25 protein-coding genes and 2 tRNA genes are annotated in these 24,632 nt (G+C 66.9%); 10 read left to right on the forward strand and 17 right to left on the reverse strand.

What is annotated here, in order from left to right:
* Positions 1-31 precede the first annotated feature (31 nt).
* The gene (locus tag ACUSIJ_RS00640) at positions 32-862 is read right to left on the reverse strand and encodes a response regulator (RefSeq protein ID WP_449306414.1); all 831 of its coding nucleotides are present in this window, start codon (positions 860-862) and stop codon (positions 32-34) included.
* A gap of 355 nt (positions 863-1,217) precedes the next feature.
* On the opposite strand from ACUSIJ_RS00640, the gene ACUSIJ_RS00645 reads away from it, so the two are divergent.
* The 5 genes from ACUSIJ_RS00645 (at position 1,218) to ACUSIJ_RS00665 (ending at position 7,752) form a co-directional block, all read left to right on the forward strand.
* Complete coding sequence (locus tag ACUSIJ_RS00645; protein WP_449306415.1) at positions 1,218-1,577, forward strand: NepR family anti-sigma factor; 360 nt, start codon at positions 1,218-1,220, stop codon at positions 1,575-1,577.
* A 223-nt stretch (positions 1,578-1,800) separates the two neighbouring features.
* Positions 1,801-3,639 carry a histidine kinase dimerization/phosphoacceptor domain -containing protein gene (locus ACUSIJ_RS00650; protein ID WP_449306416.1) on the forward strand — a complete coding sequence of 613 codons (1,839 nt, stop codon included), beginning with the start codon at positions 1,801-1,803 and terminating at the stop codon, positions 3,637-3,639.
* Positions 3,640-3,846: 207 nt separating this feature from the next.
* Entirely contained in the window at positions 3,847-4,473 is a 627-nt protein-coding gene (locus ACUSIJ_RS00655; protein ID WP_449306417.1) for a sigma-70 family RNA polymerase sigma factor, read from the forward strand.
* Between the two features lie 264 nt (positions 4,474-4,737).
* Positions 4,738-6,492 (forward strand): two-partner secretion domain-containing protein, encoded by a 1,755-nt coding sequence (locus ACUSIJ_RS00660; RefSeq protein WP_449306418.1) that lies wholly within the window; start codon positions 4,738-4,740, stop codon positions 6,490-6,492.
* A 471-nt stretch (positions 6,493-6,963) separates the two neighbouring features.
* Entirely contained in the window at positions 6,964-7,752 is a 789-nt protein-coding gene (locus ACUSIJ_RS00665; protein ID WP_449306419.1) for a YdcF family protein, read from the forward strand.
* Positions 7,753-7,761: 9 nt separating this feature from the next.
* On the opposite strand, the gene ACUSIJ_RS00670 is transcribed toward ACUSIJ_RS00665, so the two are convergent.
* Positions 7,762-8,214, reverse strand: a complete 453-nt coding sequence (locus tag ACUSIJ_RS00670) for a hypothetical protein (protein ID WP_449306420.1) — start codon at positions 8,212-8,214, stop codon at positions 7,762-7,764.
* A gap of 244 nt (positions 8,215-8,458) precedes the next feature.
* On the opposite strand from ACUSIJ_RS00670, the gene ACUSIJ_RS00675 reads away from it, so the two are divergent.
* Positions 8,459-9,415, forward strand: a complete 957-nt coding sequence (locus ACUSIJ_RS00675; protein WP_449306421.1) for a glycosyltransferase family 8 protein — start codon at positions 8,459-8,461, stop codon at positions 9,413-9,415.
* On the opposite strand, the gene ACUSIJ_RS00680 is transcribed toward ACUSIJ_RS00675, so the two are convergent.
* The 4 genes from ACUSIJ_RS00680 to ACUSIJ_RS00695 form a co-directional block, all read right to left on the reverse strand.
* Positions 9,372-10,169: an ATP12 family chaperone protein gene (locus tag ACUSIJ_RS00680; RefSeq protein WP_449306422.1), complete on the reverse strand. Its 798-nt coding sequence runs from the start codon at positions 10,167-10,169 to the stop codon at positions 9,372-9,374. The two genes, ACUSIJ_RS00675 and ACUSIJ_RS00680, sit on opposite strands and share 44 nt — an antisense overlap.
* The gene (locus ACUSIJ_RS00685) at positions 10,166-10,519 is read right to left on the reverse strand and encodes a lipid-A-disaccharide synthase N-terminal domain-containing protein (RefSeq protein ID WP_449306423.1); all 354 of its coding nucleotides are present in this window, start codon (positions 10,517-10,519) and stop codon (positions 10,166-10,168) included. The genes ACUSIJ_RS00680 and ACUSIJ_RS00685 overlap by 4 nt, the downstream gene beginning before the upstream one ends.
* A complete protein-coding gene (locus tag ACUSIJ_RS00690) occupies positions 10,519-11,247 on the reverse strand; it encodes a glycosyltransferase family 2 protein (protein ID WP_449306424.1) in 729 nt (242 codons plus the stop codon). Before ACUSIJ_RS00690 ends, ACUSIJ_RS00685 begins: the two co-directional genes overlap by 1 nt.
* A 71-nt stretch (positions 11,248-11,318) precedes the next feature.
* Positions 11,319-13,073, reverse strand: a complete 1,755-nt coding sequence (locus tag ACUSIJ_RS00695) for an ArnT family glycosyltransferase (protein ID WP_449306425.1) — start codon at positions 13,071-13,073, stop codon at positions 11,319-11,321.
* Positions 13,074-13,293: 220 nt separating this feature from the next.
* Between ACUSIJ_RS00695 and ACUSIJ_RS00700 the strand changes: the two genes are divergently transcribed.
* The 3 genes from ACUSIJ_RS00700 (at position 13,294) to ACUSIJ_RS00710 (ending at position 14,038) form a co-directional block, all read left to right on the forward strand.
* A tRNA-Pro gene (locus ACUSIJ_RS00700) sits at positions 13,294-13,370 on the forward strand.
* Between the two features lie 90 nt (positions 13,371-13,460).
* A complete protein-coding gene (locus tag ACUSIJ_RS00705; RefSeq protein WP_449306426.1) occupies positions 13,461-13,769 on the forward strand; it encodes an ETC complex I subunit in 309 nt (102 codons plus the stop codon).
* 192 nt (positions 13,770-13,961) lie between these two features.
* Positions 13,962-14,038, forward strand: a tRNA-Arg gene (locus ACUSIJ_RS00710).
* A 101-nt stretch (positions 14,039-14,139) separates the two neighbouring features.
* Here the strand turns inward: ACUSIJ_RS00710 and ACUSIJ_RS00715 are convergent.
* Together ACUSIJ_RS00715 and ruvX are read right to left on the reverse strand one after the other, a co-directional pair.
* Complete coding sequence (locus tag ACUSIJ_RS00715; RefSeq protein ID WP_449306427.1) at positions 14,140-14,286, reverse strand: hypothetical protein; 147 nt, start codon at positions 14,284-14,286, stop codon at positions 14,140-14,142.
* A 210-nt stretch (positions 14,287-14,496) separates the two neighbouring features.
* A complete protein-coding gene (gene ruvX / locus ACUSIJ_RS00720) occupies positions 14,497-14,976 on the reverse strand; it encodes a Holliday junction resolvase RuvX (protein ID WP_449306428.1) in 480 nt (159 codons plus the stop codon).
* A 64-nt stretch (positions 14,977-15,040) separates the two neighbouring features.
* Between ruvX and ACUSIJ_RS00725 the strand changes: the two genes are divergently transcribed.
* Positions 15,041-15,739, forward strand: a complete 699-nt coding sequence (locus tag ACUSIJ_RS00725; protein WP_449306429.1) for a metal-dependent hydrolase — start codon at positions 15,041-15,043, stop codon at positions 15,737-15,739.
* A gap of 111 nt (positions 15,740-15,850) precedes the next feature.
* Here ACUSIJ_RS00725 and gatB read toward each other — a convergent pair whose 3' ends face one another.
* The 9 genes from gatB to ACUSIJ_RS00770 form a co-directional block, all read right to left on the reverse strand.
* Positions 15,851-17,323 (reverse strand): Asp-tRNA(Asn)/Glu-tRNA(Gln) amidotransferase subunit GatB, encoded by a 1,473-nt coding sequence (gene gatB, locus ACUSIJ_RS00730; RefSeq protein WP_449306430.1) that lies wholly within the window; start codon positions 17,321-17,323, stop codon positions 15,851-15,853.
* Complete coding sequence (locus ACUSIJ_RS00735) at positions 17,320-17,634, reverse strand: chorismate mutase (RefSeq protein WP_449306431.1); 315 nt, start codon at positions 17,632-17,634, stop codon at positions 17,320-17,322. The genes gatB and ACUSIJ_RS00735 overlap by 4 nt, the downstream gene beginning before the upstream one ends.
* 3 nt (positions 17,635-17,637) lie before the next feature.
* The gene (gene gatA, locus ACUSIJ_RS00740) at positions 17,638-19,116 is read right to left on the reverse strand and encodes an Asp-tRNA(Asn)/Glu-tRNA(Gln) amidotransferase subunit GatA (protein ID WP_449306663.1); all 1,479 of its coding nucleotides are present in this window, start codon (positions 19,114-19,116) and stop codon (positions 17,638-17,640) included.
* Positions 19,116-19,403, reverse strand: a complete 288-nt coding sequence (gatC, locus tag ACUSIJ_RS00745) for an Asp-tRNA(Asn)/Glu-tRNA(Gln) amidotransferase subunit GatC (RefSeq protein ID WP_449306432.1) — start codon at positions 19,401-19,403, stop codon at positions 19,116-19,118. Before gatC ends, gatA begins: the two co-directional genes overlap by 1 nt.
* A 170-nt stretch (positions 19,404-19,573) precedes the next feature.
* Entirely contained in the window at positions 19,574-20,086 is a 513-nt protein-coding gene (locus tag ACUSIJ_RS00750; protein WP_449306433.1) for a DUF1697 domain-containing protein, read from the reverse strand.
* 171 nt (positions 20,087-20,257) lie between these two features.
* Positions 20,258-21,481, reverse strand: a complete 1,224-nt coding sequence (gene dprA, locus ACUSIJ_RS00755) for a DNA-processing protein DprA (protein WP_449306664.1) — start codon at positions 21,479-21,481, stop codon at positions 20,258-20,260.
* A 133-nt stretch (positions 21,482-21,614) separates the two neighbouring features.
* Positions 21,615-22,229, reverse strand: coding sequence for a glycerol-3-phosphate 1-O-acyltransferase PlsY (plsY, locus tag ACUSIJ_RS00760; RefSeq protein ID WP_449306434.1), 615 nt, complete (start codon positions 22,227-22,229; stop codon positions 21,615-21,617).
* 13 nt (positions 22,230-22,242) lie between these two features.
* Entirely contained in the window at positions 22,243-23,559 is a 1,317-nt protein-coding gene (locus ACUSIJ_RS00765) for a dihydroorotase (RefSeq protein WP_449306435.1), read from the reverse strand.
* Entirely contained in the window at positions 23,556-24,512 is a 957-nt protein-coding gene (locus ACUSIJ_RS00770) for an aspartate carbamoyltransferase catalytic subunit (RefSeq protein ID WP_449306436.1), read from the reverse strand. The genes ACUSIJ_RS00765 and ACUSIJ_RS00770 overlap by 4 nt, the downstream gene beginning before the upstream one ends.
* Positions 24,513-24,632 lie beyond the last annotated feature (120 nt).

The raw sequence follows: 24,632 nt of genomic DNA on the forward strand, positions 1-24,632 counted from the left end.
GGCAGGCGGCCGCCCTTCGGGCCGTTTCCGCCTATCCGGCCGCGGCCAGCGCCGCGCGCGGCTCGGCCCTCTGACCGAAGAACAGCGCCTGGCTGATCACCGCGCGCACGGCCTCGACGCTGAACGGCTTGGTGATCAGGAACGCCGGCTCCGGCCGCTCGCCGGTGAGCAGACGTTCGGGATAGGCGGTGATGAAGATCACCGGGATCAGCGAGTTGGCGAGGATGTCGTTGACCGCGTCGAGCCCCGAACTGCCGTCGGCGAGCTGGATGTCGGCCAGCACGAGCTGCGGCTGATGTTCCGAGACGGCGGCGAGCGCCTCGGCGTGGGTGCGGGCGATCCCGGTGACCTTGTGGCCGAGCCCCTCGACCAACGCCTCGATGTCCATGGCGATGATCGGTTCGTCCTCGATGATCAGCACGTCGGATGCGATCTGCTCGGAGATCTCGCGGCTCGCCTGCTGGACGAGCGCGTCGGCCTCCGCCGCGTCGACGCGGAGAGCCTGACCGATTTCCTCACGCGACAGCCCCTCCACCACTTCGAGAAGGAACGCAGCGCGGGGAAGGAGCTGCAAGGCGGAGAGCGTGCGCTGGGCGTTGCGCTCGGCGCCCGCAACCTCTCCGGCCTCGCCGCCCGGATCGGCTGCCGCGCCATTGCCCGGCACCCGCCGCCAGATGTCGAGCAGCACCCGATAGAGGGCGACGCGGGGCGCGATATCGCGCTGCAGCAACGCTGGATCGGCGACGAGCGCCTCCAGCGTTGCGACGGCGTATGCGTCGCCGCCGGCCTGGCTGCCGGTGAGGGCGCGGGCGAGCCGCCGCAGATATGGCAGATGGGGGGCGACCAGTTGGGAGAGAGACATCGGAAAGACCCTTCTTCGAGCTCACGGACAACATTCCGGCGAGGATATGACATCAGCCAATGCGCGACGATCAAAATCGGAATAGAATTGGATGAGGTTTGCCGGGTGTGCCGGTATCGTTTCCTTAACTTTGAGCAACGGAAAAAGTTCCTCGCGGTGGAACTTCACCCAAGCTCGGGCGTTCCACGGGTGATGCACAAGGCAGTTCAATTTGATAGGGCAACATGCCAGGCGGCGGAAGTCGGCGAAATGAAATCGAATGAATGTCTCCGCGCCGGATATGGCGGCTGATCCGGGGCGTTCGACATTGGAGGCCGTGATGAAGGAAACCGGACGATCTCCGGGCAGGAAAGCGATGACTGGAACAGCGATGCCCGATACCGACGCTGTGCGCGTGGCAGACAGCCAGGTGGCGGACACCCCGCTGGCGGACAGCCAGGTGGCGAACCTCAAGGTCGCGGATGTCGAGGCGAGAGCCGCCGGCATGCCGGGCGCGGATCCCGCCCCGCGGCCCTCACGGCGTGCGGGCCGCGCGGGCAAGCCGTCCCGGCCGGACAGCGCCGCCACCCGAAACAGGAGAGCGGCAGCGGCGCTCACTCCCGAAATCCAGAACCGGATCGGTTCGCAGTTGCAGTCGCTCTATAGCGACCTGCTGGCGGAATCGACGCCCGACCGCTTCCTCAAACTGCTCGAGGACCTCGACCGGAAGTCATAGAGCGTCAAACCGGACACGGATGCCGCCTTGGGAAACCGCCTTGGGACACCATTGGATGCATGGATAGGAGATTGGGCAGCGGCGGGGCTTCGATTGTCTGTCCGCAGCCCTAGCCGCCTCCATCCCGGGCGCATCAACGACCATCGCCCGTCCTCCGCCGGGGAGTGGGCAGGCAGCTCCGCCGAGGCCAGTTGCGTGAGACGATCGAACGGAGTAGCCGCCAGTGAACGAACGACAAGAATCTGTTCGCACGACCCGGACGCTCCCCGCCAGACTGCTCTTGCGCCCCAGGGCGTCCGACCGCACCCGGCAGCGAAGCCGCAGAGGCGGCCTTCGCAGCAAGATCATGGTGGCGCTCGGCATGGTGCTGATCCCCGCCGCCGTGATCGCCTGCATCTGGACCGTCATGCAGGACCGGCATCTTCACGACATCAAGCTCGCAATGGCGGCACGCGCCGCGCAGCAGGCGGCGCAGGACATCAACGTCTTTCTGCGCGATGCGACTCTGGTGGCGTCGACGCAATTCTCGGCCGAGGAGCCTTCCTTGACCGATCCGGAACGGTGCCAGGAACGGATGGGCGACATCCTGCGCGAACGGCGGGACTACGGCTTCGGGGCGCTGGTGGTGGATGACGCCCTCGTCTGCCTCTACGATACCGGCCGCTATCTGCCCACCGGCGAACGGGCGGCGATGGCGGTCGACACCATCCAGGGCGCGATGGCCGATCAGTTCTCGCGCTCCGTCAACCCGGCATTCGCCCTTTCGCCCGACGGCCGCTATCTCCTGCTCGGCGTGGCCCTGCCGCCCAACGGCGGGCAGGTCGCGGGCGAGACCCGGAAGGTGCAGGTCCTGCTCGCCCTGCGCACCGACATTCTCACCTACACCATTGCGGCGACACGGCTCGGCATCGACGGGGGCACGGCGATCGTGACGCGGCAAGGCGAGGTCATCGTCCAGTCCTCCTCCATCGCGTCGACCGCCGACTGGTTTCCGGAGGACGATTCCATTCTGCGCCAGATGCTCTCCGCGCCGTACCTGAGCGAGCCGGTCAGGGCGCAGGCCGGCTCCGGCGCACCGTCCCACTTCTTCGCCGCGGTGACGACCAATCCGGACATGCTGGTGCTCACCGGCTATCCGGACACGCTGCTGTTCGCCACGGAGCGGTCCATCCTGCTGGGCTCGCTGCTGCCGCCGCTGATCATGCTCGTGGCCGCAGCGGCAGGCGCCCTGTGGGCGGTGGAGCGGCTCGTGGTCCGCTGGATCAACTACCTGCAGCGGGTGACGCGCGTCTACGGCAGCGGGCGGCTGTCGGCGCGCGCGCTGCACATCGGCGACGCCCCGGGCGAGATCGCGGAACTCGGCGTGGCCTTCAACCAGATGGCCGACAACATCGCCAATCACGCCCTGCAGCGCGAGCGGGCGGCCGAGGAAAAGGAAACCCTGCTGCGCGAGCTGCACCACCGGGTGAAGAACAATTTCCAGGTCATCGTCAGTCTGCTGAACCTGAAGAAGCGATCCGCCCTGTCGGACGAGGGCGGATGGTCCACCCCCGACGGCGGGCTGCGCTTCATCGAAGACCACGTGCAGGCGATGTCGGTCGCCTACCGCGTCGGCTACAGCTCCGGCGATCTGGGAGACGCGCCCCCGGCCGAGCTGATGCACGACGTCATCGACTGCCTGCGCCGTTCCGCCGGGCTGACGGAAAACGACATCATCGAGGAGCCGCCGGAGGCGGGGCATTCCGTCGATCTCGACCGCGCGATCGGCATCGCGCTCTATTTCGCCGCGGCGCTGCCGGCCTATCTCGACGCGGTCGGGGGCGGAGCGCCGGAAGAGCAGCGCCCGAAAGTGCGGATCAGCGCCGTCGTGAACGCAGCCGGACAGGACCCCGGGACGCTGAGGCTGTCGTTCGCGCTGGTTCCGCCCCGGCAGGTCGAGCCCTCGCCGCTGCAGGACCGGCTGGCACGTGCCTACATCAGGCAGCTCGACGCGAGCCCGGTCCCGGGCGACGTGGAGGGCGAACGCATCATTCTCGTGCCTCTCAACGGCGTGGGCGCGTAACTGGAAGGCCGGAACCGATGGATTTCGAGGAACAATCCGGCCGCTGGCGCGTTCATCGCTCGAACGCAACTGTCAGGCACAAGATCAGGCGAGGCGCCCAGCGCCCTTGTTTGCGAAACACGGTAGTGGCCAAACTCAAGCAATCCGTATCGGCAACGTACGCACCGGCCATGCTGGAACAGAACCTGAAAAACAGGGATAGCAATGATGCCGCAAACGGTTGACATCGGTTATGACGAAGACGCGCCCGCTGCGCCGAGCCAGACGGCGGGTGCGGCCAGCGAACGCGTCCGGCAGGACCTGGTCAGCGCCATCCCCCATCTGCGCGCTTTCGCGATTTCACTGTGCGGCAATGCCGACCGCGCCGACGACCTCGTGCAGGAAACCCTGATCCGGGCATGGTCGAAGCTCTCTTCTTTCACCGAAGGGACCAATATGGTGGCGTGGCTCTACACCATCCTGCGCAACGTGTTCTATTCGGAATACCGCAAACGCCGCCGCGAGGTCGAGGACGTGGAAGGCCGCATCGCCGCACGCCAGGTCGCCCCGCCGGCGCAGGCCGCGCACATGAACATGCGCGATTTTCGCGAGGCGCTGATGCAGCTGCCCCACGACCAGCGGGAAGCGCTCGTGCTCGTGGGCGGCGCGGGCCTTTCCTATGAGGAGGCAGCGGAGGTCTGCGGCTGCGCGCTCGGCACGATCAAGAGCCGCGTCAACCGCGCCCGCAAGCGGCTGGCCCAGCTTCTCTTCATCGACCACGTCAACGAGATCGGCCCCGATCCGCAATGGCAGGGCCTGCTCGAACAGACCGCGAGCCCCGGCGGCGGACGGTAAGGGCGCGATCCGGCCGGACGGATCGCGCCATTGATGGCCGTTTCCGGCCCACATTATGGCGATTGACAGCCAATTGCGGCAAGGCTATGATACGCTATGTAAGGTTGATTATTGTTTCGCGTCGTTTTTGTCGCATGGCGTTTCATATTGTCGTGTTTTGAAAGAATTTGAGTCTGCAATACTGTCGCAAACTTATTTTTTATTCAGGATTTTGATATGATCATTTTATTCGTACGGCGTTCCGCTTTTCGCGGACAGGTCGCCATGGCTGCATTGCTGTTTGCCGCGACTCTTGCTCCTTCCTCCTCATTCTCCCAGGGGCTTCCCTCCGGCGGCGAGGTTGTCGGCGGCGCGGCAGGAATCAGTGCCGCCAACGGCCGGCTGGACGTGAACCAGACGTCGCCGACGGCCATCATTTCCTGGGAAGACTTCTCGGTCGGCGAAGGCGCGCACGCGCATTTCCACAACGGCAACGGCGCCACGCTCAACCGTGTTCGCGGCAACATCGCTTCCCGGATCGACGGCAGGCTCACCGCCACGGGATCGCTGTACCTCGTCAACCCGAACGGTGTCGCCGTGGGTCAGAACGGCACGGTGGAGACCGGCGGCAGTTTCGTCGCCACGACGCTCGACCTGTCGGACGACGAATTCGCCAGAGCGGCCAGGGGCGAGAGCTACACGCTCACCGGCACCAGCAACGCGCGCATCGTCAACGCCGGCAAGATCGGCGCCCTGGGCGGCGACGTCGTGCTGGCGGCACGCGAGGTCGAGAACGGCGGCGACATCGAAGCGAGTGCCGGCGCGGTCGGCCTGCTCGCGGGCAACGAGGTGCTGATCAGGGACCGCGAGAGTTTCGACGGGCGTTTCCTGGTCAAGAGCCGCAGCGCCGACACCAGCGTGAAGAACACCGGCAACATCAAGGCGGTCGAGGTCGAGCTGCGCGCCAACGGCGGCAACGTCTACGCGCTGGCGGGCAACAGGGGCGGCATCGTCACCGCCACCGGCTCCGCGACCCGCAACGGCCGCATCTTCCTGACCGCGGACGAGGACTATGGCGTCGACCGGGGCAAGGTCGAGGTGACCGGCACGCTCAACGCCCGCCAGCCCTCGAAGCGCGCCGGCGCGGCATTCGACGGTGGGCAGATCAGGGTTCAGGGCAGAAGCGTCAAGATCAGCAGCAAGCTGAACGCCCACGGCTCCGTGGCCGCGGCCGCTCCCGAAATGCTGCCCCCGCCACGTCCGGATGATCCGCTGCTGAACGGTGACGGCGGCATGGTCATGGTTTCCGGTCGCTGGGAGGGCTCCGACATCTCAGCCGCGTCCGTCAACGTCGCGGGCGTTACCGCCGGCAATTACCGTATCGCCCTCGAGGATATGCCGCCGGGCGGAGGTGCTTTTCCGCCGCCGCCGCCCGTCGTCATCGAACCGCCGCCGCCCGACGAGGAACCCGCGCCCCTTCCGGAGGAGCCTCCGCCCTCCGTGGAAGAGCCGCCCCCGACCGCCGAGGAGCCCCCTCCTCCGGTCGACGAACCCGCACCCGCCGCGGAAGAGCCTCCGCCACCTGTGAAGGAGCCCGCTCCGCCCACCAAGAAGCCGGTTGTCCCGGCCGAGAAACCCGCGCCCGTTTCGGAAGAGCCTCCGCCGCCGGTGGAGGAACCGGCGCCGCCCGCCGAAAAGCCGCCACCGCCCGCCGACGAGCAGTCGGTCGCCCCGGCCGGCCCGACGCAGCAGGACAAGAGGACTGCGGAGAATGCCGGAACGGTCACGGAGCCCGTCACGGCCGAGCGCGAGGTTGCGGAAGCCCAGCCCGCGGCACAGGAGGCGCCGGCATCCGAAGCCGTTGCTCGTCCGCCGGCCCCGACGCCCGTTCGCGGCGAGTGCGGCATGGCGATGCCGCGCAGTGTCGACATCGGTGCCGGCGGGGCTGTGGCCTCTGTCGACAGGGCATCGGCGGTGACACTCCGCACGGTCTGCGACGTGGATCTGCAACAGATCGTCCGGCAGCATCGGAGCCAGTAGCACGGCGACTGGAGCGCGTTCCGATCGAATGGAATCATTTGATCGATAAGAATTCGATCAAAATCAAAGCGTTAGAGCATATCAGCGTTTCCGTGAAATGATGACATGCTCTATAAGCCCCGGCCTCCCCGCCATCCGTCGAAAACAACCGTTCCGCCGGGGCCCTCCCCGGCGGAATGCCGTTCTCGCGGCTCCCGCTCTCGGCCTCTGGCCTGCCAGACGCCAGAGAAGCAGACAAGAACCTGATCGCGCCGCTGCTCTATCTCTTTGTTTACGCATCAAATTTAACCAAAAAATGATATCCATTTCTGGGTTTGATGCTGTAGAAGGCCGCCATTGCCACGCGTTTCGGGAACGGGATGACTTGTCGTCGAGTCGCCGTCCCGCGCCATCTTTTTGTTTGCGCATGACCTTTTCCCGAAGGCGGTGCCGCATTGGGGGATCGACCATGCGCCAGCCGGGAAAGCGCCGATGTTCTTCGCCCTGTCCAAGGTCGTGTGGTTCTTCACCAGCCCGACCAATTTGCTGATGATGATGCTCATCGCCGCGTGCCTGCTGCTGTTCACGCGGTTCGCGAAGGCGGCGCGGGTGGTGGCGCTCGCCATCGCCGTCGTCCTGTTCGTCGTCGGGGTCTCGCCGTTTTCGCGCTTCTTCGTCCAGACGCTGGAGAACGTCTACCCCGACATTTCGCGCGATCCGGGGCGGGTCGACGGCGTCATCGTGCTGGGCGGCGCGACCAGCTTCGCGCGCGGGCAGTTGCGTATCGGCAATGCCGGATCGCGGCTCGTCGCGGCGCTGGAGCTCGCCCGCGCCCACCCGCAGGCGCCGGTCATCTTTTCCGGCGGCAGCGCGCGCCTGCTGATCGCGGAAGAACGCACCGAGGCCGAGGGCGCGCGCATCTTCTTCGATCTCGCCGGGCTTGCCCCCGACCGTGTCATTTATGAAAATCAGGCGCGCAACACGTTCGAGAACGCCGTCTACGCCAAGCGGCTCGCCGACCCCAAGCCCGGTGAGCGCTGGCTGCTCGTCACCTCGGCGTTCCACATGCCCCGTTCCGTCGAGACGTTTCGCCGCGCCGGCTTCGAGGTCGTGCCCTATCCCGTCGATTTCCGCTCGGACGGGCGGCTCAGCGACGACTTCCGCCCCTTCGCCATCGCGCCCGAGGGGCTGCATCTCGCCGATATCGCCGTCAAGGAATGGGTCGGCCTCATCGTCTACTGGCTGCGCGGATATTCCCGCTCGCCCTTCCCCGGCAACTGACCGTTCGCTTCACGCGGCCTGCACGCTGCGGCGCACGGGCAGTTCCACGACGGCGGCCTCCTCGCCGTGCAGGCGCTGGGCGGAGAGGATGAAGTTCAGCAGGATATCGTCGACTTCCGCCGCCTCGCGGACGATCTCATGCGCCACCCGGAGCGCCGTGCGCGTCGGCCCGCCCGCCGCGCCCAGCGACGAGACCACCCAATGGGCGTCATCGCCGCGCACGACGCCGGTCGGCCGCTCGCCCCACACCACGTAATCGACGAGCAGCGTGATCAGCACGTCCGCCCAGGAACCGCAGGGATTGGGGATATACCGGTCGATCGCAATCAGCGCGTTCGCCTCTTCACGATTTGCGATCCCGTCCGGGAGCACATGACGCAGTAACGTGCGAACGTCCCATTCGGTAATTGCACGATCATCGTAGGCTTTATCGATGAATGCACGCAGTTTACTATTTATCATCTCTCAACGCCCTCCTGACCTTTGCAAGGGTCAGCGATTTACCTTTGATACGTTGAGTATTGCGCGGTCCGCACCACGATCGGGTTAACGGGCAAATCTGAATCCTTGTTCAGGTTAAGCGTTGCTAACCCGGCTTGGTTGATGATTCATAACGAACGGGCGAAACCGCAAGCCTGCCTTGGCCTGCGGCGTTTTCCCGCCTTTCCGCGAGCAGCGCATTTTTACGGTTGGGTGACCATCTTTCATGTCGGAACGCCGCATCATCTGCTTCACGCCGGACCGGAATTTCTTCCCGACGGCCGTTTTCGCCGCCAAAAGGTTACTGGCCGAGGGACTCGACCCGGACATCACGGTCGCCATCGCCTGCACGCCGGACGACATCGACGAAACGGCGCTGCAAGGGGCCGACCCCCGACTGGTAATCCTTTCGTACTCCTTTGATATGGATGGGGAATTGTCTCTTGCGCAGCTCCCGCTCGGCCGCCATCTCACTGCCGCCGCATGGCGGCGCCTGCTGCTGCCGTATATCATGCCGGACGGCTTCGAGCGCATCGTCTACCTCGATTGCGACACGCTGGCCGTGCGGCCGGAGCTCGGGCGGCTGATGACGCTCGATCTCGGCGGCCTGCCGTTCGCGGCCGGGCTCGACATGATCCTGCTGAAGGATTTCGAGGACGGCCCGCTGACGGCGGAGTTCCAGGCCTATCGCGCCGGTCTGGGGTTTGCGCGCGACACGCCCTATTTCAATTCCGGCGTGCTGCTGATCGACCGCAGGCGATGGCTCGAGGCGCGCCTGAGCGAGCGTGCTATCGCCTTCGCCCGCCAATACCCCGGGCAGTGCCGCTTCCAGGACCAGAGCGCGCTCAACGTGGTCGCGCGCGGCGAGTGGGCGGCCCTGTCGCCGCGTTTCAACTTCGTGGGCGACTTCCTGCGGCTCGACCTCATGCGCGAGATCGAGCCGGTGGTGCTGCATTTCGTCAACGATCCGAAACCCTGGCAGCGCAACCGCTGGCGCGGCCCCGCATGGATGCAGGCGCTCTACGACACGCCGCGGGGCGCGCTCCCGGCCCCCGGCGGCGAGCCGCTGACGCTGGCGTTTCAACGCTTCCGGGAGCGGCTGCTGGCGTTTCTCGCCACGCAGCGGTTCGTCGACGGGTTCACGCTTCCCACAGGTGATGCACCAGCGTCGCGGCGGCCGTGAACTCGGTGAAGCGCGCGGCGCGGCGCGCCTGCGCCTCCGCGTCGATGCCCCAGATCTCGGCCTGCACGTCCTCGTCGACATGGGCGGCGCGCCACGCGTCATCGATACCGAGATGGCGATGCGCCAGCGCCAGCGCGATCAGAACGGACCCTGCAAGGCCGGTGAGCACATGCAGCCCGCCGATGACATGGGGCGACGCCTGCGCCGTGACGGCACGGCGCACCGCCTCCACGCTCGCGGGCGGCTGCTCGACGAACATCACCCCCTCCGCCAGGATGAAGCGTGCGCCGAGCCGCTCGTGCGCCCAGTCGAGCACGGGGTCCCACAGATCGGCCTGCCGCTGCACCAGACGCTCCGGATAGCCGGCGCGGTAGCACAGAAGGTCGGAACCGGCGAAACGCACGATCTCCTCCACCACCTCCGCCCGCGTCTGCGACACGCCGTCGATCACGGAATTGACGAGCCGCGTCATCGGCATGGTGGCCGGGTCGATCTCCTCCGCCTGTGCCAGCCATTCCCGCACCAGCGCGTCGGCGATGGCCGGATGGGGCGCGGCGAGAGGATTGCGGCCCGGGGTGCGGGCGGGGCGCCCGTCGAGCAGCAGCGGGTAGACGCCGTCGCTGAACGGCGCTTCCGCCTCGCGGTAGAAGCGCTTCGGCAGCACGGGCTTTTCCGGGCGGATCGCGGGCGGCTGGCGCTCCTCGCGCCCGGCTTCGGGAGAGGCAAACGGCCCCTCCGGCAGATCACGGCTCATGATCGGGCTCCTGTGTCCCCGCCCCCGGCTGCGTTGCGGCGGCGTTCCCTGACGATCAGCATCAGGTTGCGGATGTAGATGAACACGCTCAGCGACTGGCCGAGGATGATCACCGGCTCGCGCTGGTGCAGACCGTAAATCAACGTAATCAGCCCGCCGCCGATGGAAAAGAACCAGAAGGCGATCGGCACCACGCTGCGCCCGGCCCTTTCACTCGCGATCCATTGCACCAGGAAGCGCGCCGCGAACAGCCCCTGCCCGAACAGCCCGAGCGCCAGCCAGATGCTGAACTTCTGGACGAAGACTTCGTAAAGGTAGCCGCCGACGTCCTGCGACAGGGTAATCAACATCAGTGCTCGTCCTCAGTCACGACCGGCAATCCGCCGCGGCGGGCGATCAGCCAGCGCACCCCGGCGAGATCGAGAATGCCCACCCACAGCCGGTCGAAGAATCCGTAGTTCGATACCCCCGTCAGGCGCGGCCGGTCGACCACGTCGACGAGCAGCACCCGGTAGCCCTCGCGCGTCACCAGCGCCGGCATGAAGCGGTGCAGCGCCTTGAAGAACGGCAGCGACAGATAGACGGAGCGGTAGAACACCTTGAGCCCGCAGCCGGTGTCGCGCGTGTCGTCGCGCAGGATGGAGCGGCGCACGCGGTTGGCGATGCGCGACTGCATGCGCTTGAAGCCGGTGTCCTTGCGCCCCAGCCGCTGGCCCTGCACCAGACCGGCGTCGCCGGGCCCATTCTCGAGCACCCGCACCATTTCGGGAATGAAGGCGGGATCGTTCTGGCCGTCGCCATCGAGGGTGGCGATGACGGGCGCGCGCGCCGCGATCACGCCGGAACGCACCGCCACGCTCTGCCCGCAGGAGCGGTCGTGATGCAGCACGCGCAGATGCGGCCTCTCCGCCTGCAGCCGCGCGAGCTCCTCCGCCGTGCCGTCGCCGGAGCCGTCGTTGACGTAGATGATCTCGAACGGGGCGAGCGGCGCGCAGGCGGCCTCGATCTCGGCGACGAGCGGCGCGATGTTGGCGACCTCGTTCCTGACCGGCACGACGACGCTGAGGCGAAACGACACGGCGTCCTGCACAGGATTGTCTTGCTCAGGATTGTCTTGCGCCGGGGCGTCCTGCTGTTGCTGCGATCCCATTACTGACCTTGTGCTGCCGGCGGGACCGTCACCTGCCGGTTGTTCCTGTAAACGCCGATATCAAGCCGGCGGCCGCCGTTGATGTTGAAGCCCTGAACCCGCGTCACCAGCGCGGGCGTCAGGCCGAGCGCAGCCGCGTGCGCCTGGAACGCCTCCCCGTCGGCAAGCTCGACGAAGGCCATGCGGCAGGCGCCCTCGGCGAGAAAGTCGGCGGCGCCCTCGCCGTTTGTCAACACGAGGTCCGTGCGGGTGAGGAAGATGAGGCTCGGCTCCCGGTAGCGGGTGGTGGCCAGACGCGGATCGGCGCAGTCGAGGCTCGCCGCAGCGGCGGCGAGCCTGGGCGAGAGCCGGAGCGAGGGGATGAGCGTATGCGCGACGCCGAACACCGACACCGACAGCACCAGCGAAGCGGCGACGCCGAGCAGCGCCGACGACACGACCCGATCCTGCAGGAACGCGCGCCAGCTCCACAGGGCAAAGCCGATGGAGAGCAGGAACAGCGGGAACGCCGGATAGAGCAGCGCGCCGTCCTGCGTATAGGCGAAGACGCCGAGCCCGATGGCGATGGCAGCTGGCACGAGCGGTATCAGCACCGTCGCCGCTTTCACCAGCGGGCGGCCGGGGTGGATGTCGCCGCTGACGAGCGCCCGGGCGGTGAGGATCGCGATCGCCGGATAGAGCGGCAGCACGTAGTGCGGCAGCTTGGTCGGCAGCGCCTCGAACACGAGCCACGACGGCACGATCCAGGCGAGGCAGAATGCCACCCACGCCACCCGGCGCTCGCGCCAGAACGCGTGCACGCCGATGGCGGTGAGCACCGCGGCGGGCCAGAACGTGCCGAAGAACGCCAGCAGATAGGCTCCGGGCGGTCCCCAGTGGCTCTCCTGCCCGCTGCGCGCCTTGGCCAGCATGTCCTGGCCGACGGCTTCCGCGAAGAACGCCCCGCCCGTCTTGATCCAGATGGCGACGAACCACGGCAGCACCAGCGCCGCGACGATCGCGAGCCCCCACAGCGGCCGCAAGGCGCCGAGCCAGCGGATCGAGCGGTCGCGAATCGCCAGCACCAGCACCGCAAGCCCCGCGACCATCAGCAGCAGCGGCCCCTTGATCAGCACGGAGAGGCCCACCGCGACCCAGAACAGGCCGACGAGCCCCGCAGGCAACGGCCCGTCGCGTTCGAGCCAGGCGCGCGCCAGCACCGCCATGGCGACGACCGAACAGGCGGCGAGCGCGGCATCCGTCTTGGCGAGCCGCGCCTCGACGCCGAGCAGGATCGAGCCCGCCATGAACGCACCGGCGAGGAACGCCACCCGGCGCTCGACCGCCTGCCCGCTGCCGGAGAGAATCACCAGCCCCGCCCAGTAGGTGGCGAGCACCACCGCAACCGCACCGGCGAGCGACGGCAGCCGGTAGAGCCCGATCGACGTGCGCGCGCCCTCGACGCCGAGCTGCTCCGCCGCCGACACGACGGCGGTCTGCAGCCAGTAGATGCCGACGGGCTTCTTGTGCCGCCCCTCGTCCTGAAAGCGGATATCGATGAAATCGCCGCTCTCCAGCATCTGCTTGGAGGCCTGGGCGAAGCGCGGCTCGTCGCGGTCGAACGGCTGCAGCGAGGCGATTCCCGGCACGAATGCCAGCAGCGCCAGCGCCACCAGCACGGCAAGGGCGCGGGCATGGCTTTGCGTCACGAAGGCCAGCAGGCGTTCCCCCCATTCCGGCGAGCGGGCGGGCGGCGGATAGGCTGAGGATGTCATGCGTCAGGGTGTTCCAAATTGCATCGGCTCTCTTACCTCATCCATGCGGGGGTGCACAATCGACAACACCCGCCGCGACAACACCGCCCGCACGGACGATCCGAAAGATCCGCCTGAGGAAAACCTGTCGCCCACCGGCATGAATGGGGCTATCGGCCGGAACACATCTTGCATCCGGGCCGACAACTCACTAGGAGATGGAGAGATAGGGACGGCGGCGCGGGGCATAGCGCAGTCTGGTAGCGCATCTGCTTTGGGAGCAGAGGGTCGCAGGTTCGAATCCTGCTGCCCCGACCATCCGTTCGTATTATAGTCGATGACGGACGCGGGCGGCGGCGCCGTCTTCCGCGGTCCGGCAGCGTCACCCGGTGTTTGGATATCAGAACGATGGCAGCAACCGCACGCATCTACAAGCCGACACGCAACGCCATGCAGTCGGGCACGGCGCGCCAGCGCTGGCTTCTGCAGTTCGAGCCCGCCCGCGCGCGGGAGATCGATCCGCTCATGGGGTGGACGAGCTCCGCCGACACACGCCAGCAGTTGCGGCTGTGGTTCGACACCAAGGAAGAGGCGATCGAATACGCCACCCGCGAGGGCATCCCCTTTCGTGTGGAGGAGCCGAACGAATCCCGCCGGCGCATCATCTCCTATTCCGACAATTTCAAGTTCAACCGCGTCGGCGCGTGGACGCATTGATGGCCCCGGGGACGGCCGGAGGCCGCCCGAATGACAACCCTTGGACGGCCCCGGCCGTCCGCAAGCCTCGCGCGGGTCATCCGTGCCATCATGTCGCAATGATGGAGAGTTCCCGGATGGAGAATTCCCGGATGGAGAGTTCCCGCGCCGGGCGAAATCAGCAACAGGACGTCCCCGGACGTCTTCCGGTTCGGCCCCGTAGCTCAATTGGATAGAGCACTCGCCTTCTAAGCGAGTGGTTGCGTGTTCGAGTCACGCCGGGGTCGCCAACCTCCAAGCCGTTGTCCGCCAAGCCCGTTGTCCGCCAAGCCCGTTGTCCGCCAAGCCCATTGCTCGCCAAGCCGCCGCTTCATGCCGCTGGCAGTCCGTCTCAGCGATCGTTGGAGTCGGTGAGCGACGCCTCGACCTGCGCCATTTCGAGAAAATACGCCACGGTATCGAGCTCGCGGGCGCGGGCCAGCGCGGCGAGTTCGCTGCTCAGGGCGGCGAGATAGGCCGCGACTTCCTTGCGCGACATGTCGCCATCAACCCTTCCGGCTGGGTGGCCGACAGCTTGCCCCATCCCGTCAGCGAGCGGTGCTTCCATTCTGCTAGTGCGGTTCTCAGAAGAAAACGCCATAAAAGCCGCCTGATCAATATTGCCCAACGACACAACCAATGTAGGGAGGGCACAGCGCTATCTCAAGTTGTAGTTCCCGCACTTTTTCTCCTATAAATTGCATCGAGTTCATACGTCCTGCTGTGCGAGGTACGCCAGCCTGTCCAGCACCCCTTGCAGGATATAGGCGGCGGCGAGCTTGTCGACCAATTGCTGCCTGCGTGCGCGCGACGTATCCGCCTCGAGCAGGGTGCGGGTGACGGCGACCGTCGTCAGCCGCTCGTCCCACAGCACGAAGGGCAGCGGAGTCAGCCGCTCCATGTTGCGGACAAAGGCGCGCGTTGCCTGCACGCGCGGCCCTTCGGAACCGTCCATGTTGAGCGGCAGGCCGATGACGAATCCGCCGACGTCATGCTGCTTCACAAGTTCGAGAATTCGCGCCGCATCGTTGGTAAACTTGGTCCGTTTCACCGTTTCCAGTGCGGTGGCGATTCGCCGCTCGATATCGGAGAGTGCAAGCCCGATGGTCTTCGTGCCCAGATCAAGGCCCATCAGCCGTTGGCGGGGCGGTAGCACGCTGAGGGTTTCGAGCGGTACGATGTTTGTCATCGACGTCCCCTAACATGGACGGTCCGGTCCGTCATCTTACTGATCATTCAGGAGAAGCGTTGCGATGAAAATCACCTGGTTCGGCCACTCCGCATTCCGTCTCGACTTCGGCGACAAGGTCGTGCTGATCGATCCCTATCTCTCCGGCAATCCGGCGTTCACGGGGGATCGCGTCGAGGCCGTGCGCGGCGTCACCCATATCCTCGTCACCCACGGCCATGGTGACCATTTCGGCGACACCGTCGCCATCGCCAAGGAGACCGGGGCGACGGTGGCCACGAACGCCGATCTCTCCGCCTGGTTCGCATCCAAGGGCGTCGGGCGCATCGAGCCGATGAACACGGGCGGCACCATCGACGCCGGCGGCTTCTCGGTGACGCTGGTGCGCGCCGACCATTCAGCCGCCACCATCGAGGACGGCGTCAGCCAGGCCCTCGGCAGCGCCAACGGCATCATCGTGAAGGCGAACGGCGAGCCCACCGTCTATCATCTGGGCGACACCGACATCTTCAGCGATCTGGCGCTGATCGCCGAGATCCACAAGCCGGACATCGCCTTCATTCCGATCGGCGACCGCTTCACCATGGGCGCGGACACGGCGGCGCTCGCCGTGCGGCGCTTCCTCAAGACCGAGCGGGTGATCCCGATCCACTACGCTACCTTCCCGCTGCTCGCCCCCAATGCGGACAAGTTCGTCGCCGCCCTCGACGGCGATCCGACGCAGGTGATCGTGCCGGAGAAGAATACCGCGGTGGCGCTTTGAGGCGACAGGGGCCGGATCGCACCGGCCCCGTTCGTCGGCCGCTAGAGCAGAATCCGATCTGATTGGATCGGATTCTATCGATCAAATGATTCCATTTGATCGGAAAGCACTCTACTCGATGCCGAGTTTGGCCTTCAGCACCTCGTTGACGGCCTGCGGGTTGGCCTTGCCGCCCGTCGACTTCATCACCTGTCCCACGAACCAGCCGAGCAGGGTAGGCTTCAGCTTCACCTGCTCCACCTTGTCGGGATTGCCGGCGATGATGGCGTCGACCGCTGCCTCGATGGCGCCCGTGTCGGTCACCTGCTTCAGGCCGCGCTCCTCGACGATGACGCGCGGATCGCCGCCTTCCGACCAGACGATCTCGAACAGGTCCTTGGCGATCTTGCCCGAGATCACCTGCTCGCCGATGAGGTCGATGATGCCGCCGAGCTGCGCCGCCGACACCGGCGAGGCGGCGATGGTGTGGCCTTCCTTGTTGAGGCGGCCGAACAGTTCGTTGATGACCCAGTTCGCCGCAGCCTTGCCGTCACGTCCGCGGGCCACGTCCTCGAAGAAGTCGGCGGTGTCGCGCTCGGCCACCAGCACGTTGGCGTCATAGGCGGACAGGCCGTACTCGGCGATGAAGCGCTCCTTCTTGGCGTCCGGCAGTTCCGGCAGCGCGGCCGCGAGGTCGTCGACGTAGGTCTGGTCGAAGGTGAGCGGCAGGAGGTCGGGATCGGGGAAGTAGCGGTAGTCGTGCGCCTCCTCCTTGGAGCGCATGGAGCGCGTCTCGCCCTTGACGGAATCGAACAGCCGCGTCTCCTGGTCGATGCTGCCGCCGTCCTCCAGGATGCCGATCTGCCGGCGCGCCTCGTATTCGATGGCCTGGCCGATGAAGCGGATGGAGTTGACGTTCTTGATCTCGCAGCGCGTGCCGAGCGGCTCGCCGGGCCGGCGCACGGAGACGTTCACGTCGGCGCGCAGGTTGCCCTTCTCCATGTCGCCGTCGCAGGTGCCGAGATAGCGCAGGATGGTACGCAGCTTGGTCACATAGGCCTTCGCCTCCTCCGACGAGCGCAGGTCGGGCCGCGAGACGATCTCCATCAGCGCCACCCCCGAACGGTTGAGGTCGACATAGCTCGATCCGGGGGAAAGATCGTGGATCGACTTGCCCGCGTCCTGCTCCAGATGCAGGCGCTCGATGCCGACGACGATGCGCCGGCCGTCGAGCAGGTCGACGATCACCTCGCCCTCGCCTACGATCGGATGCTTGTACTGGCTGATCTGGTAGCCCTGCGGCAGGTCGGGATAGAAGTAGTTCTTGCGGTCGAACACCGATTTCAGGTTGATCTGCGCCTTCAAGCCGAGCCCCGTGCGCACGGCCTGGGCGACGCACTCGGCGTTGATTACCGGCAGCATGCCGGGAAACGCCGCGTCCACCAGCGACACGTGGTCGTTGGGCGCGCCGCCGAATTCCGTCGAGGCACCCGAGAACAGCTTCGACTGCGACGATACCTGCGCATGGATCTCCATGCCGACGACGATCTCCCAATCGCCGGTCGCGCCCTTGATGAGATTGTGCGTGGCCACTGGCGCGTTCATCTCGTCTCTCCGTCGTCCGGGACCGCGTTCAGACGCCGGTCCTCGTATGCAATCACCCAATCCATCATCGCCCGCCACACGGTTTCCGCAAGATCGGGCGGGGCGCCGGCTGCCCCGGCACGCCGGCGGACGTGGTCCGCCACCTCCTCCACCCGCTCGGGGATGAGCGCGGGCAGGGCATGCCGCTGCTTGGCGACGATCACCCGGTCCACAACCGTCATGCGCCTCGCGAGCAAGTGCACGATCTCGGCGTCGATGGCATCGATCTCGGCCCGGAAGGCGGCGAGGACGCGCTGGCGGTCATCCGTCACGGCTCACCCCCACCAGCGCGGCGCGTCGAGACGGCCGGCCGCCTGTTCGATGGCCTCGCCGAGCGCGAACAGCGTCTCCTCGTCGAAGGGCCGGCCGATGAGCTGCAGGCCGAGCGGCAGCCCCTCCGCGCCCAGTCCCGCCGGCACGGCAAGGCCCGGCAGGCCCGCCATGTTGACGGTGACGGTGAAGACGTCGTTCAGGTACATCTCGATCGGCGACGCGTTGACCTTCTCGCCGATGCCAAAGGCCGGCGTCGGCGTCGCCGGCGTCAGGATGGCGTCGACACCCGCGGCATAGACGTTCTCGAAATCCTGCCGGATGAGCGTGCGGATCTTCTGCGCCTTGACGTAATAGGCGTCGTAATAGCCGGCCGACAGCACATAGGTGCCGATCAGGATGCGCCGCTTCACCTCGCGGCCGAAACCGGCGGCGCGGGTGTTCTCGTAGAGCTCGGCGATGTCCCGGCCCGGCACGCGCAGGCCATACCGCACGCCGTCATACCGGGCGAGGTTCGAGGACGCCTCCGCCGGGGCGACGATGTAATAGACCGCGAGCGCATAGGACGTGTGCGGCAGCGACACCTCGACCACCTCGGCGCCCGCGTCGCGCAGCCATTCCGCGCCGCGCTGCCACAGGGTATCGATCTCCGCCGACAGGCCCTCGAGGCGGTACTCCTTCGGAATGCCGATCCTGAGCCCCCTGACGGAACGGCCGACGGCGGCCTCGTAGTCGGGCACCGGACGATCGACGGAGGTCGAATCCTTCGGGTCGAAACCGGCCATCGACCGCAGCAGGATGGCGGAATCGCGCACCGTGCGCGTGATCGGCCCCGCCTGATCGAGCGACGAGGCGAAGGCGACCGTGCCCCAGCGCGAGCAGCGCCCGTAGGTGGGCTTGATGCCCACCGTGCCGGTGAAGGCCGCAGGCTGACGGATGGAGCCGCCCGTGTCGGTCGCGGTCGCACCGAGCGCGAGCCCCGCCGCCACCGCCGCCGACGAGCCGCCGGAGGAGCCACCCGGCGTCAGCCGCGCATCCGAGCCCGCCTTCCGCCACGGGTTGATCGCCGGGCCGAAATACGACGTCTCGTTCGACGAGCCCATGGCGAACTCGTCGTTGTTGAGCTTGCCGAGCATCACCGCGCCGTCGCGCCAGAGCTGCGCGGTGACGGTCGATTCATAGGACGGGACGAAGTTTTCGAGGATGCGCGAGCACGCGGTCGTGCGCACGCCGTCGGTCGCGAACAGGTCCTTCACGCCGAGCGGAATGCCCTCGAGCGGCCCGGCCTCGCCTGCGGCGATGCGCGCGTCGGACGCCTTCGCGCCCTCGAGCGCCTTTTCGGGCGTGACCAGCACATAGGCATTGAGCGCCTTCGCTGCCTCGATGGCGTCGAGATGGGCCTGCGCCAGCTCGGCGGCGGAAAAGGCACCGGCCTTCAGGCCGTCGCGCGCCTCGGCCAGGGTGATCCGGGTCAGATCCGTCATCATTCCACCACCTTCGGAACCACGAAATAGTTGTCCTCGGACTGGGGGGCGCTCGCGACGATGCGCGCCGCATAGCCGCCGTCCGTCACCCCGTCCTCGCGCTGGCGCAGCGCCATCGGCAGCACCGACGTCATCGGCTCGACGGCGCTCACGTCCACCTCGTCCAATTGGGCGACGAAATCGAGGATGGCGTTCAGTTCGTTGAGCAGATGCGGGACTTCTTCGTCGGTCACCCTGATGCGCGCCAGATGCGCGATTCGGCGCACGGTGTTTTCGTCAACGGCCATGGAATCCGGTCACTTTCGTTCGTTTCAGGCTTCGTCGTACCAGCCCCGGGCTATAGCATCGACGCGAACAGGGTCGCAAGGTCAAGTGCGCGTCGGCAGCGTCTCGTTCGAATGTCGACCTCAGTGGAAAATCGGACAATTTCCCCTGATTCCGTGGGGGCTTGGCCACTTCACATCGAGGCCGCGAGTTCGACGAGCCTAGCAATCGTGTTCATGTTCCGGGCAGTGCCATTCGCGGCGGCAGGAATCTTGAGCTTCGAACGGCCCATGCCCGCACCGTAAACCACATAAATTTCTCGCTTGCCCAAGCGGACCTCTTCGTCCTCTACACCCTGCAGCATGTCAAGCGTGTCAGCGAGTGGGGGATCATCGAGAAAAATCGCGACGGTCCAGTTTGGCGGAGAGTGGGGGAATGGATTCGATTCCAGAACGCCCGCCATCTCCTCCGCCGTGCGCACGATGACGCCCACCGATTTGCCGGCGAAGACTTTCAGGCGTTTCTCGAGTGCCGTCTTGACCTCCAACTCGGATTGGTCCGTGGAGAAAACCACATTGCCGCTGGCGATATAGGTCTGAACCTTTGCGAAACCCTCGGCAATGCACATCCCCTTCAACTCGGACATCGGCAGCTTTCCCGTCCCGCCGACATTGACGGCGCGCAGCAGTGCAACGTATGAGGGCATCCGGTCTCCTTTGAATTTCGAATCTTGCACGACCGTCGAAAGCGACGGAAACATCGGCTTCGGCCATTCGCGTGGCGGCGTAGAAAAAATGAATGCCTTGTCTGCTATTGGCGCGCATGGCATCCGGGTTGGGTCGAAACCCGACATTCAAGCCGAGACACTACCGGCACGTCAGGACGCAAGCAAGGACACCCGGTTGCCCGGATGGCGGGCGATGCGCCCGGCGAGCTCCAGGTCGAGCAGCGCCATGTGGACGACGCGCACCGACAGGCCGGAGCTGCGCACCAGTTCGTCGATGTCCACCGGAGCGGCACCGAGCAGCCCGGCGACGATCCGCGCTCCCTCGTCCATCTGGGCCGGGAAGCGGCCGCGCTCGTCCGCCGCCCCCTTGCCGCCGTCGTAGAGACCGGGGTCGTAGGCAGCGCGGTGGGCGACCGGCGGCGGCTCGATCTCGGGCCAGTCGAACTCGTCCCACAGGGGTTCACCGGTCTCGTTGACGTCGTCGGCGTCGAACAGCGACTTCTGCGCCGGGCCGCTGTCGACGAGCGGCGCGAGCGCGGTCACGACATCCTCCACCCCCGTGCACAGCGTCGCGCCGTCGCGGATCAGGTCGTTGGGGCCGTGCGCGCGCGGGTCGAGCGGCGAGCCCGGCACAGCGAACACCTCCCGCCCCTGCTCGGCCGCGAAGCGGGCGGTGATCAGCGAGCCGGACTTGCGCGCCGCCTCGACCACCACCGTGCCGAGCGCAAGGCCCGACACCACGCGGTTGCGGCGCGGAAAGTCGCGCCCGCGCGCCGTCCAGCCCATCGGCATCTCACAGATGGCAGCACCCCGCTGGACGATCTGCATGAGGAGCGGCTCGTTCTCCGGCGGATAGACCTTGTCGTGCCCGCCGGCGAGCACGGCGACGGTGCCGGTCGTGAGGCTTGCGGCGTGCGCCCGCGCATCGATGCCGCGCGCGAGCCCGGACACGACGACGAATCCCGCCTCGCCGAGCCCCCGCGCCAGGCGCTCGGTGAAGGTCTGGCCGTTGGCGGAGGCGTTGCGCGAGCCGACGATCGCCACCATCGGTCGCGCCAGCACGGCCAGATCGCCGCGGACGGCGATGATCGGCGGCGCGGAATCGATGGTGCGCAGGGCCGCGGGATAGTCCGGCTCGCCGAGCGCGACGAAGCTCACGCCGAGCCGTTTCGCGGCAGCGATCTCGCGCTCCACCTCCTCGACGGTGGCGATGCGCATAGTGCGCCCGCTCTTGCGCGCAAGCTCCGGCAGGGCGGCGAGCGCAGCGGAGGCGGTGCCGAAGCGGGCGATCAGCGTGCGGAACGTGCGGGGGCCGACGTTGTCGGAACGGATGAGACGCAGCCAGCCAAGCCGCTGCTCGTCGTCGAGCCGCACACCATGTGCCATTCTCACTCCCGCCCTCTCATACCATCGGCCCGGTCTCCGACCGATGCCGAATGGGATTTCGCTCAATCGCCGCATGGGCTTCGCCCATGGCCGACGAGACATGCTCCCCGGCCATGGGGCGTCACTGCCTCTTCTGGCCGATGCGCGGCTCGGTCCTCGCGGCGAGGCGGGCGACGTTCTCCCGGTGCCGGATCCACAGAATCGCGCTGAGCACGCAATAGAGCACGGCAACCTTGCCCTGACCTGTCTGCCACAGCACGATCGGCATCGACGCGCTGGCGACGAGCGCCGCGAGCGACGAGTAGCGGTAGATGGCGGCGGTGATCAGCCAGATGGCGGCGAACAGCAGCGCCGCCACCGGCGCCAGGGCGAGGAGGCAGCCGAGGAAGGTCGCGACCCCCTTGCCGCCCCTGAACCGCAGCCACACCGGAAACACGTGGCCGACGAACGCGCCCAGCGCCGCGTAGAGCGACGCGTCGACGCCGAGGTAGACTTCCGCGACGAGGACGGCGGCCGCACCCTTCAGCATGTCGCCGAGCAGGGTGGAGGCCGCGAGCGCCCGGTTGCCGGTGCGCAGCACGTTGGTGGCGCCGATATTGCCCGAACCGATGGCGCGGATGTCGCCGAGCCCGGCGAAGCGCGTCAGCAGCAGGCCGAAGGGTATCGAGCCGAACAGATAGCCGATGAACAATGCCAGAAGACCTTGCGGCCAGAAGATCGCAAGCACGTCAGCCATGGGAGTTTCCGTCTTATTGTTCGTCTTGTTCGTCGTATTCGTATATGAGGCGGCCGGCGATATAGGTTTTCAGCACCCTGCCGGTGAGACGCGCTTCGTCGAAAGGCGAGTTCTTGCTTTTCGAATGCAGCTTCATCTTGTCTACGACATACGGGAAATCGATGTCGAGAATAATAAGATCGGCCGGCTTGCCGGCGGAAAGCGCGCCACCCTGCAGCCCGATGAGCGAGGCCGGGCGGTGCGACAGCGCGGCCAGGAGGCGCGGGAGGGTCACATGCCCGGATTCCACCAGCCTGAGGCCGGCGGACAGCATGGTCTCCAGCCCGAGCGCGCCGTTCTCCGCCTCCGAGAAGGGCTGGCGCTTGGTTTCCACGTCCTGCGGGTTGTGGTCGGAGACGATGACGTCGATCACGCCCTCGGCCAGCGCCACGATCACCGCCTGCCGATCCGCCTCGTCGCGCAGCGGCGGCGAGAGGCGCAGGAAGGTGCGGTAGTCGCCGATGTCGAGTTCGTTCAGCGTCAGGTTGTTGATCGACACGCCGCATGTCACCGGCAGGCCGCCATCCTTGGCGCGGCGGACGATCTCGACCGAATCGGCGCACGAGATCATCGCCGCGTGATAGCGCGCGCCGGTGAGCCGCGCGAGCCGGATGTCGCGCTCCAGCACCACGGTCTCGGCCTCGCGCGGGATGCCGTGCAGGCCGAGCAGGCTCGCGCGCGCGCCCTCGTTCATCACGCCCTGCCCGACGAGGTCGGGGTCCTCGACGTGATTGACGACGAGCGCGTCGAAATCGCGCGCGTAGGTCAGCGCCCGGCGCAGCACCTGCGCATTGGTGACGGAGCGCGTGCCGTCGGTGAAGGCCACCGCGCCCGCCTCGCGCAGCAGGCCGATCTCGGTGAGTTCCCGCCCGTTCAATTCCTTGGTGAGGGCCGCGGCGGGGTGCACGTGCACGATGGCCGTGTCGCGCGCCCGGCGCAGCACGAAGTCCACGATGGCCGGCTCGTCGATCGGCGGGTTGGTCTCGGGCATGCAGACGATGGTGGTGACGCCGCCCGCCGCCGCCGCCTCGCTCGCGGTCTTCAGCGTCTCGCGGTGCTCGGCCCCAGGCTCGCCGATGAAGGCGCGCAGGTCCACGAGGCCGGGCGCGAGCACGTGGCCGTGGCAGTCCGTCTCCCGCGCGCCCTCCGGCCCGCTGCCGCTGACGACATGCGGCCCGACATCGACGATGAGCCCGGCGCGCACCAGCACGCCGCCGCGCTCGTCCCGGCCCGTGGCCGGATCGACGATGCGCGCGTTGTGGAGCAGGTGCGGCGGTGAGAAAGCGCTCATTTCGGCCCCCGGTTCGGCAGATGCTGCGCCAGCGCCTCGAGCACCGCCATGCGCACGGCAACCCCCATCTCGACCTGCTCGCGGATGAGCGACTGCGCGCCGTCCGCCACGGTCGAGGAAATCTCGACGCCCCGGTTCATCGGGCCGGGATGCATCACGAGCGCGTCCGGTTTCGCATAGCCGAGCTTTTCCTCATCCAGCCCGTAGAAGCGGAAATATTCCTTGACGGAGGGCACGAACGACCCGTTCATGCGCTCGCGCTGCAGGCGCAACATCATAACGATATCAGCGCCTTCGAGGCCGTTCTTCATGTCGGTGAAGGTATCGACGCCAAAGGTTTCGATGCCCGCGGGCAGCAGCGTCGAGGGGCCGACGCAGCGCACCCGCGCCCCCAGCGCCTGCAGCAGGATGATGTTGGAGCGCGCCACGCGCGAATGCAGCACGTCGCCGCAGATGGCCACCGTCAGCCCCTCGATGCGGCCCTTGTTGCGGCGGATGGTGAGCGCGTCGAGCAGGGCCTGGGTCGGGTGCTCGTGCGCGCCGTCGCCGCCGTTGATCACCGAGCAGTCCACCTTGCGCGCCAGCAGGTGCACCGCGCCCGCCGCGTGATGGCGCACCACGATGATGTCCGGGTGCATGGCGTTGAGCGTGATGGCGGTGTCGATCAGCGTCTCGCCCTTCTTCACCGAGGAGGACGACACCGCCATGTTCATGACATCGGCGCCGAGCCGCTTGCCGGCGAGCTCGAACGACGACTGGGTGCGGGTGGAGGGCTCGAAAAACAGGTTGATCTGCGTGCGGCCGCGCAGGGTCGCCCGTTTCTTCTCCACCTGGCGGCTGACCTCGACGGCCTTGTCGGCGAGTTCGAGCAGCGCCTCGATGTCGGGGCGCGACAGGCCTTCGATACCGAGCAGATGCCGGTGCGGAAAGAGGGGGGTGTGATGCTCGCTCATTCTGAAGGCACCCCTATAGAGGATTCTGCGCCGCTTGAAAATCGATCAACGCAGCCGTACAGGCCAAGCCGTGCAGATTTCAGGGGACTATTCGGAGGCGGCGAACCTTCTCGGCGAGAA

It is taken from the genome of Pseudochelatococcus sp. B33 (genome assembly GCF_053570585.1).

Coding starts and splice junctions, on each gene's coding strand:
- ACUSIJ_RS00665 (WP_449306419.1), top strand. CDS start 6,964: ATGTTCTTCGCCCTGTCCAAGGTCGTGTGGTTCTTCACCAGCCCGACC.
- ACUSIJ_RS00660 (WP_449306418.1), top strand. CDS start 4,738: ATGGCTGCATTGCTGTTTGCCGCGACTCTTGCTCCTTCCTCCTCATTC.
- gatC (WP_449306432.1), bottom strand. CDS start 19,403: ATGGCCGTTGACGAAAACACCGTGCGCCGAATCGCGCATCTGGCGCGC.
- ACUSIJ_RS00715 (WP_449306427.1), bottom strand. CDS start 14,286: ATGTCGCGCAAGGAAGTCGCGGCCTATCTCGCCGCCCTGAGCAGCGAA.
- gatA (WP_449306663.1), bottom strand. CDS start 19,116: ATGACGGATCTGACCCGGATCACCCTGGCCGAGGCGCGCGACGGCCTG.
- ACUSIJ_RS00670 (WP_449306420.1), bottom strand. CDS start 8,214: ATGATAAATAGTAAACTGCGTGCATTCATCGATAAAGCCTACGATGAT.
- ACUSIJ_RS00695 (WP_449306425.1), bottom strand. CDS start 13,073: ATGACATCCTCAGCCTATCCGCCGCCCGCCCGCTCGCCGGAATGGGGG.
- ACUSIJ_RS00765 (WP_449306435.1), bottom strand. CDS start 23,559: ATGAGCGCTTTCTCACCGCCGCACCTGCTCCACAACGCGCGCATCGTC.
- ACUSIJ_RS00725 (WP_449306429.1), top strand. CDS start 15,041: ATGAAAATCACCTGGTTCGGCCACTCCGCATTCCGTCTCGACTTCGGC.
- ACUSIJ_RS00770 (WP_449306436.1), bottom strand. CDS start 24,512: ATGAGCGAGCATCACACCCCCCTCTTTCCGCACCGGCATCTGCTCGGT.
- ACUSIJ_RS00640 (WP_449306414.1), bottom strand. CDS start 862: ATGTCTCTCTCCCAACTGGTCGCCCCCCATCTGCCATATCTGCGGCGG.
- plsY (WP_449306434.1), bottom strand. CDS start 22,229: ATGGCTGACGTGCTTGCGATCTTCTGGCCGCAAGGTCTTCTGGCATTG.
- ACUSIJ_RS00685 (WP_449306423.1), bottom strand. CDS start 10,519: ATGTTGATTACCCTGTCGCAGGACGTCGGCGGCTACCTTTACGAAGTC.
- ACUSIJ_RS00705 (WP_449306426.1), top strand. CDS start 13,461: ATGGCAGCAACCGCACGCATCTACAAGCCGACACGCAACGCCATGCAG.
- ACUSIJ_RS00675 (WP_449306421.1), top strand. CDS start 8,459: ATGTCGGAACGCCGCATCATCTGCTTCACGCCGGACCGGAATTTCTTC.
- ACUSIJ_RS00655 (WP_449306417.1), top strand. CDS start 3,847: ATGCCGCAAACGGTTGACATCGGTTATGACGAAGACGCGCCCGCTGCG.
- ACUSIJ_RS00750 (WP_449306433.1), bottom strand. CDS start 20,086: ATGCCCTCATACGTTGCACTGCTGCGCGCCGTCAATGTCGGCGGGACG.
- ruvX (WP_449306428.1), bottom strand. CDS start 14,976: ATGACAAACATCGTACCGCTCGAAACCCTCAGCGTGCTACCGCCCCGC.
- gatB (WP_449306430.1), bottom strand. CDS start 17,323: ATGAACGCGCCAGTGGCCACGCACAATCTCATCAAGGGCGCGACCGGC.
- ACUSIJ_RS00680 (WP_449306422.1), bottom strand. CDS start 10,169: ATGAGCCGTGATCTGCCGGAGGGGCCGTTTGCCTCTCCCGAAGCCGGG.
- ACUSIJ_RS00645 (WP_449306415.1), top strand. CDS start 1,218: ATGACTGGAACAGCGATGCCCGATACCGACGCTGTGCGCGTGGCAGAC.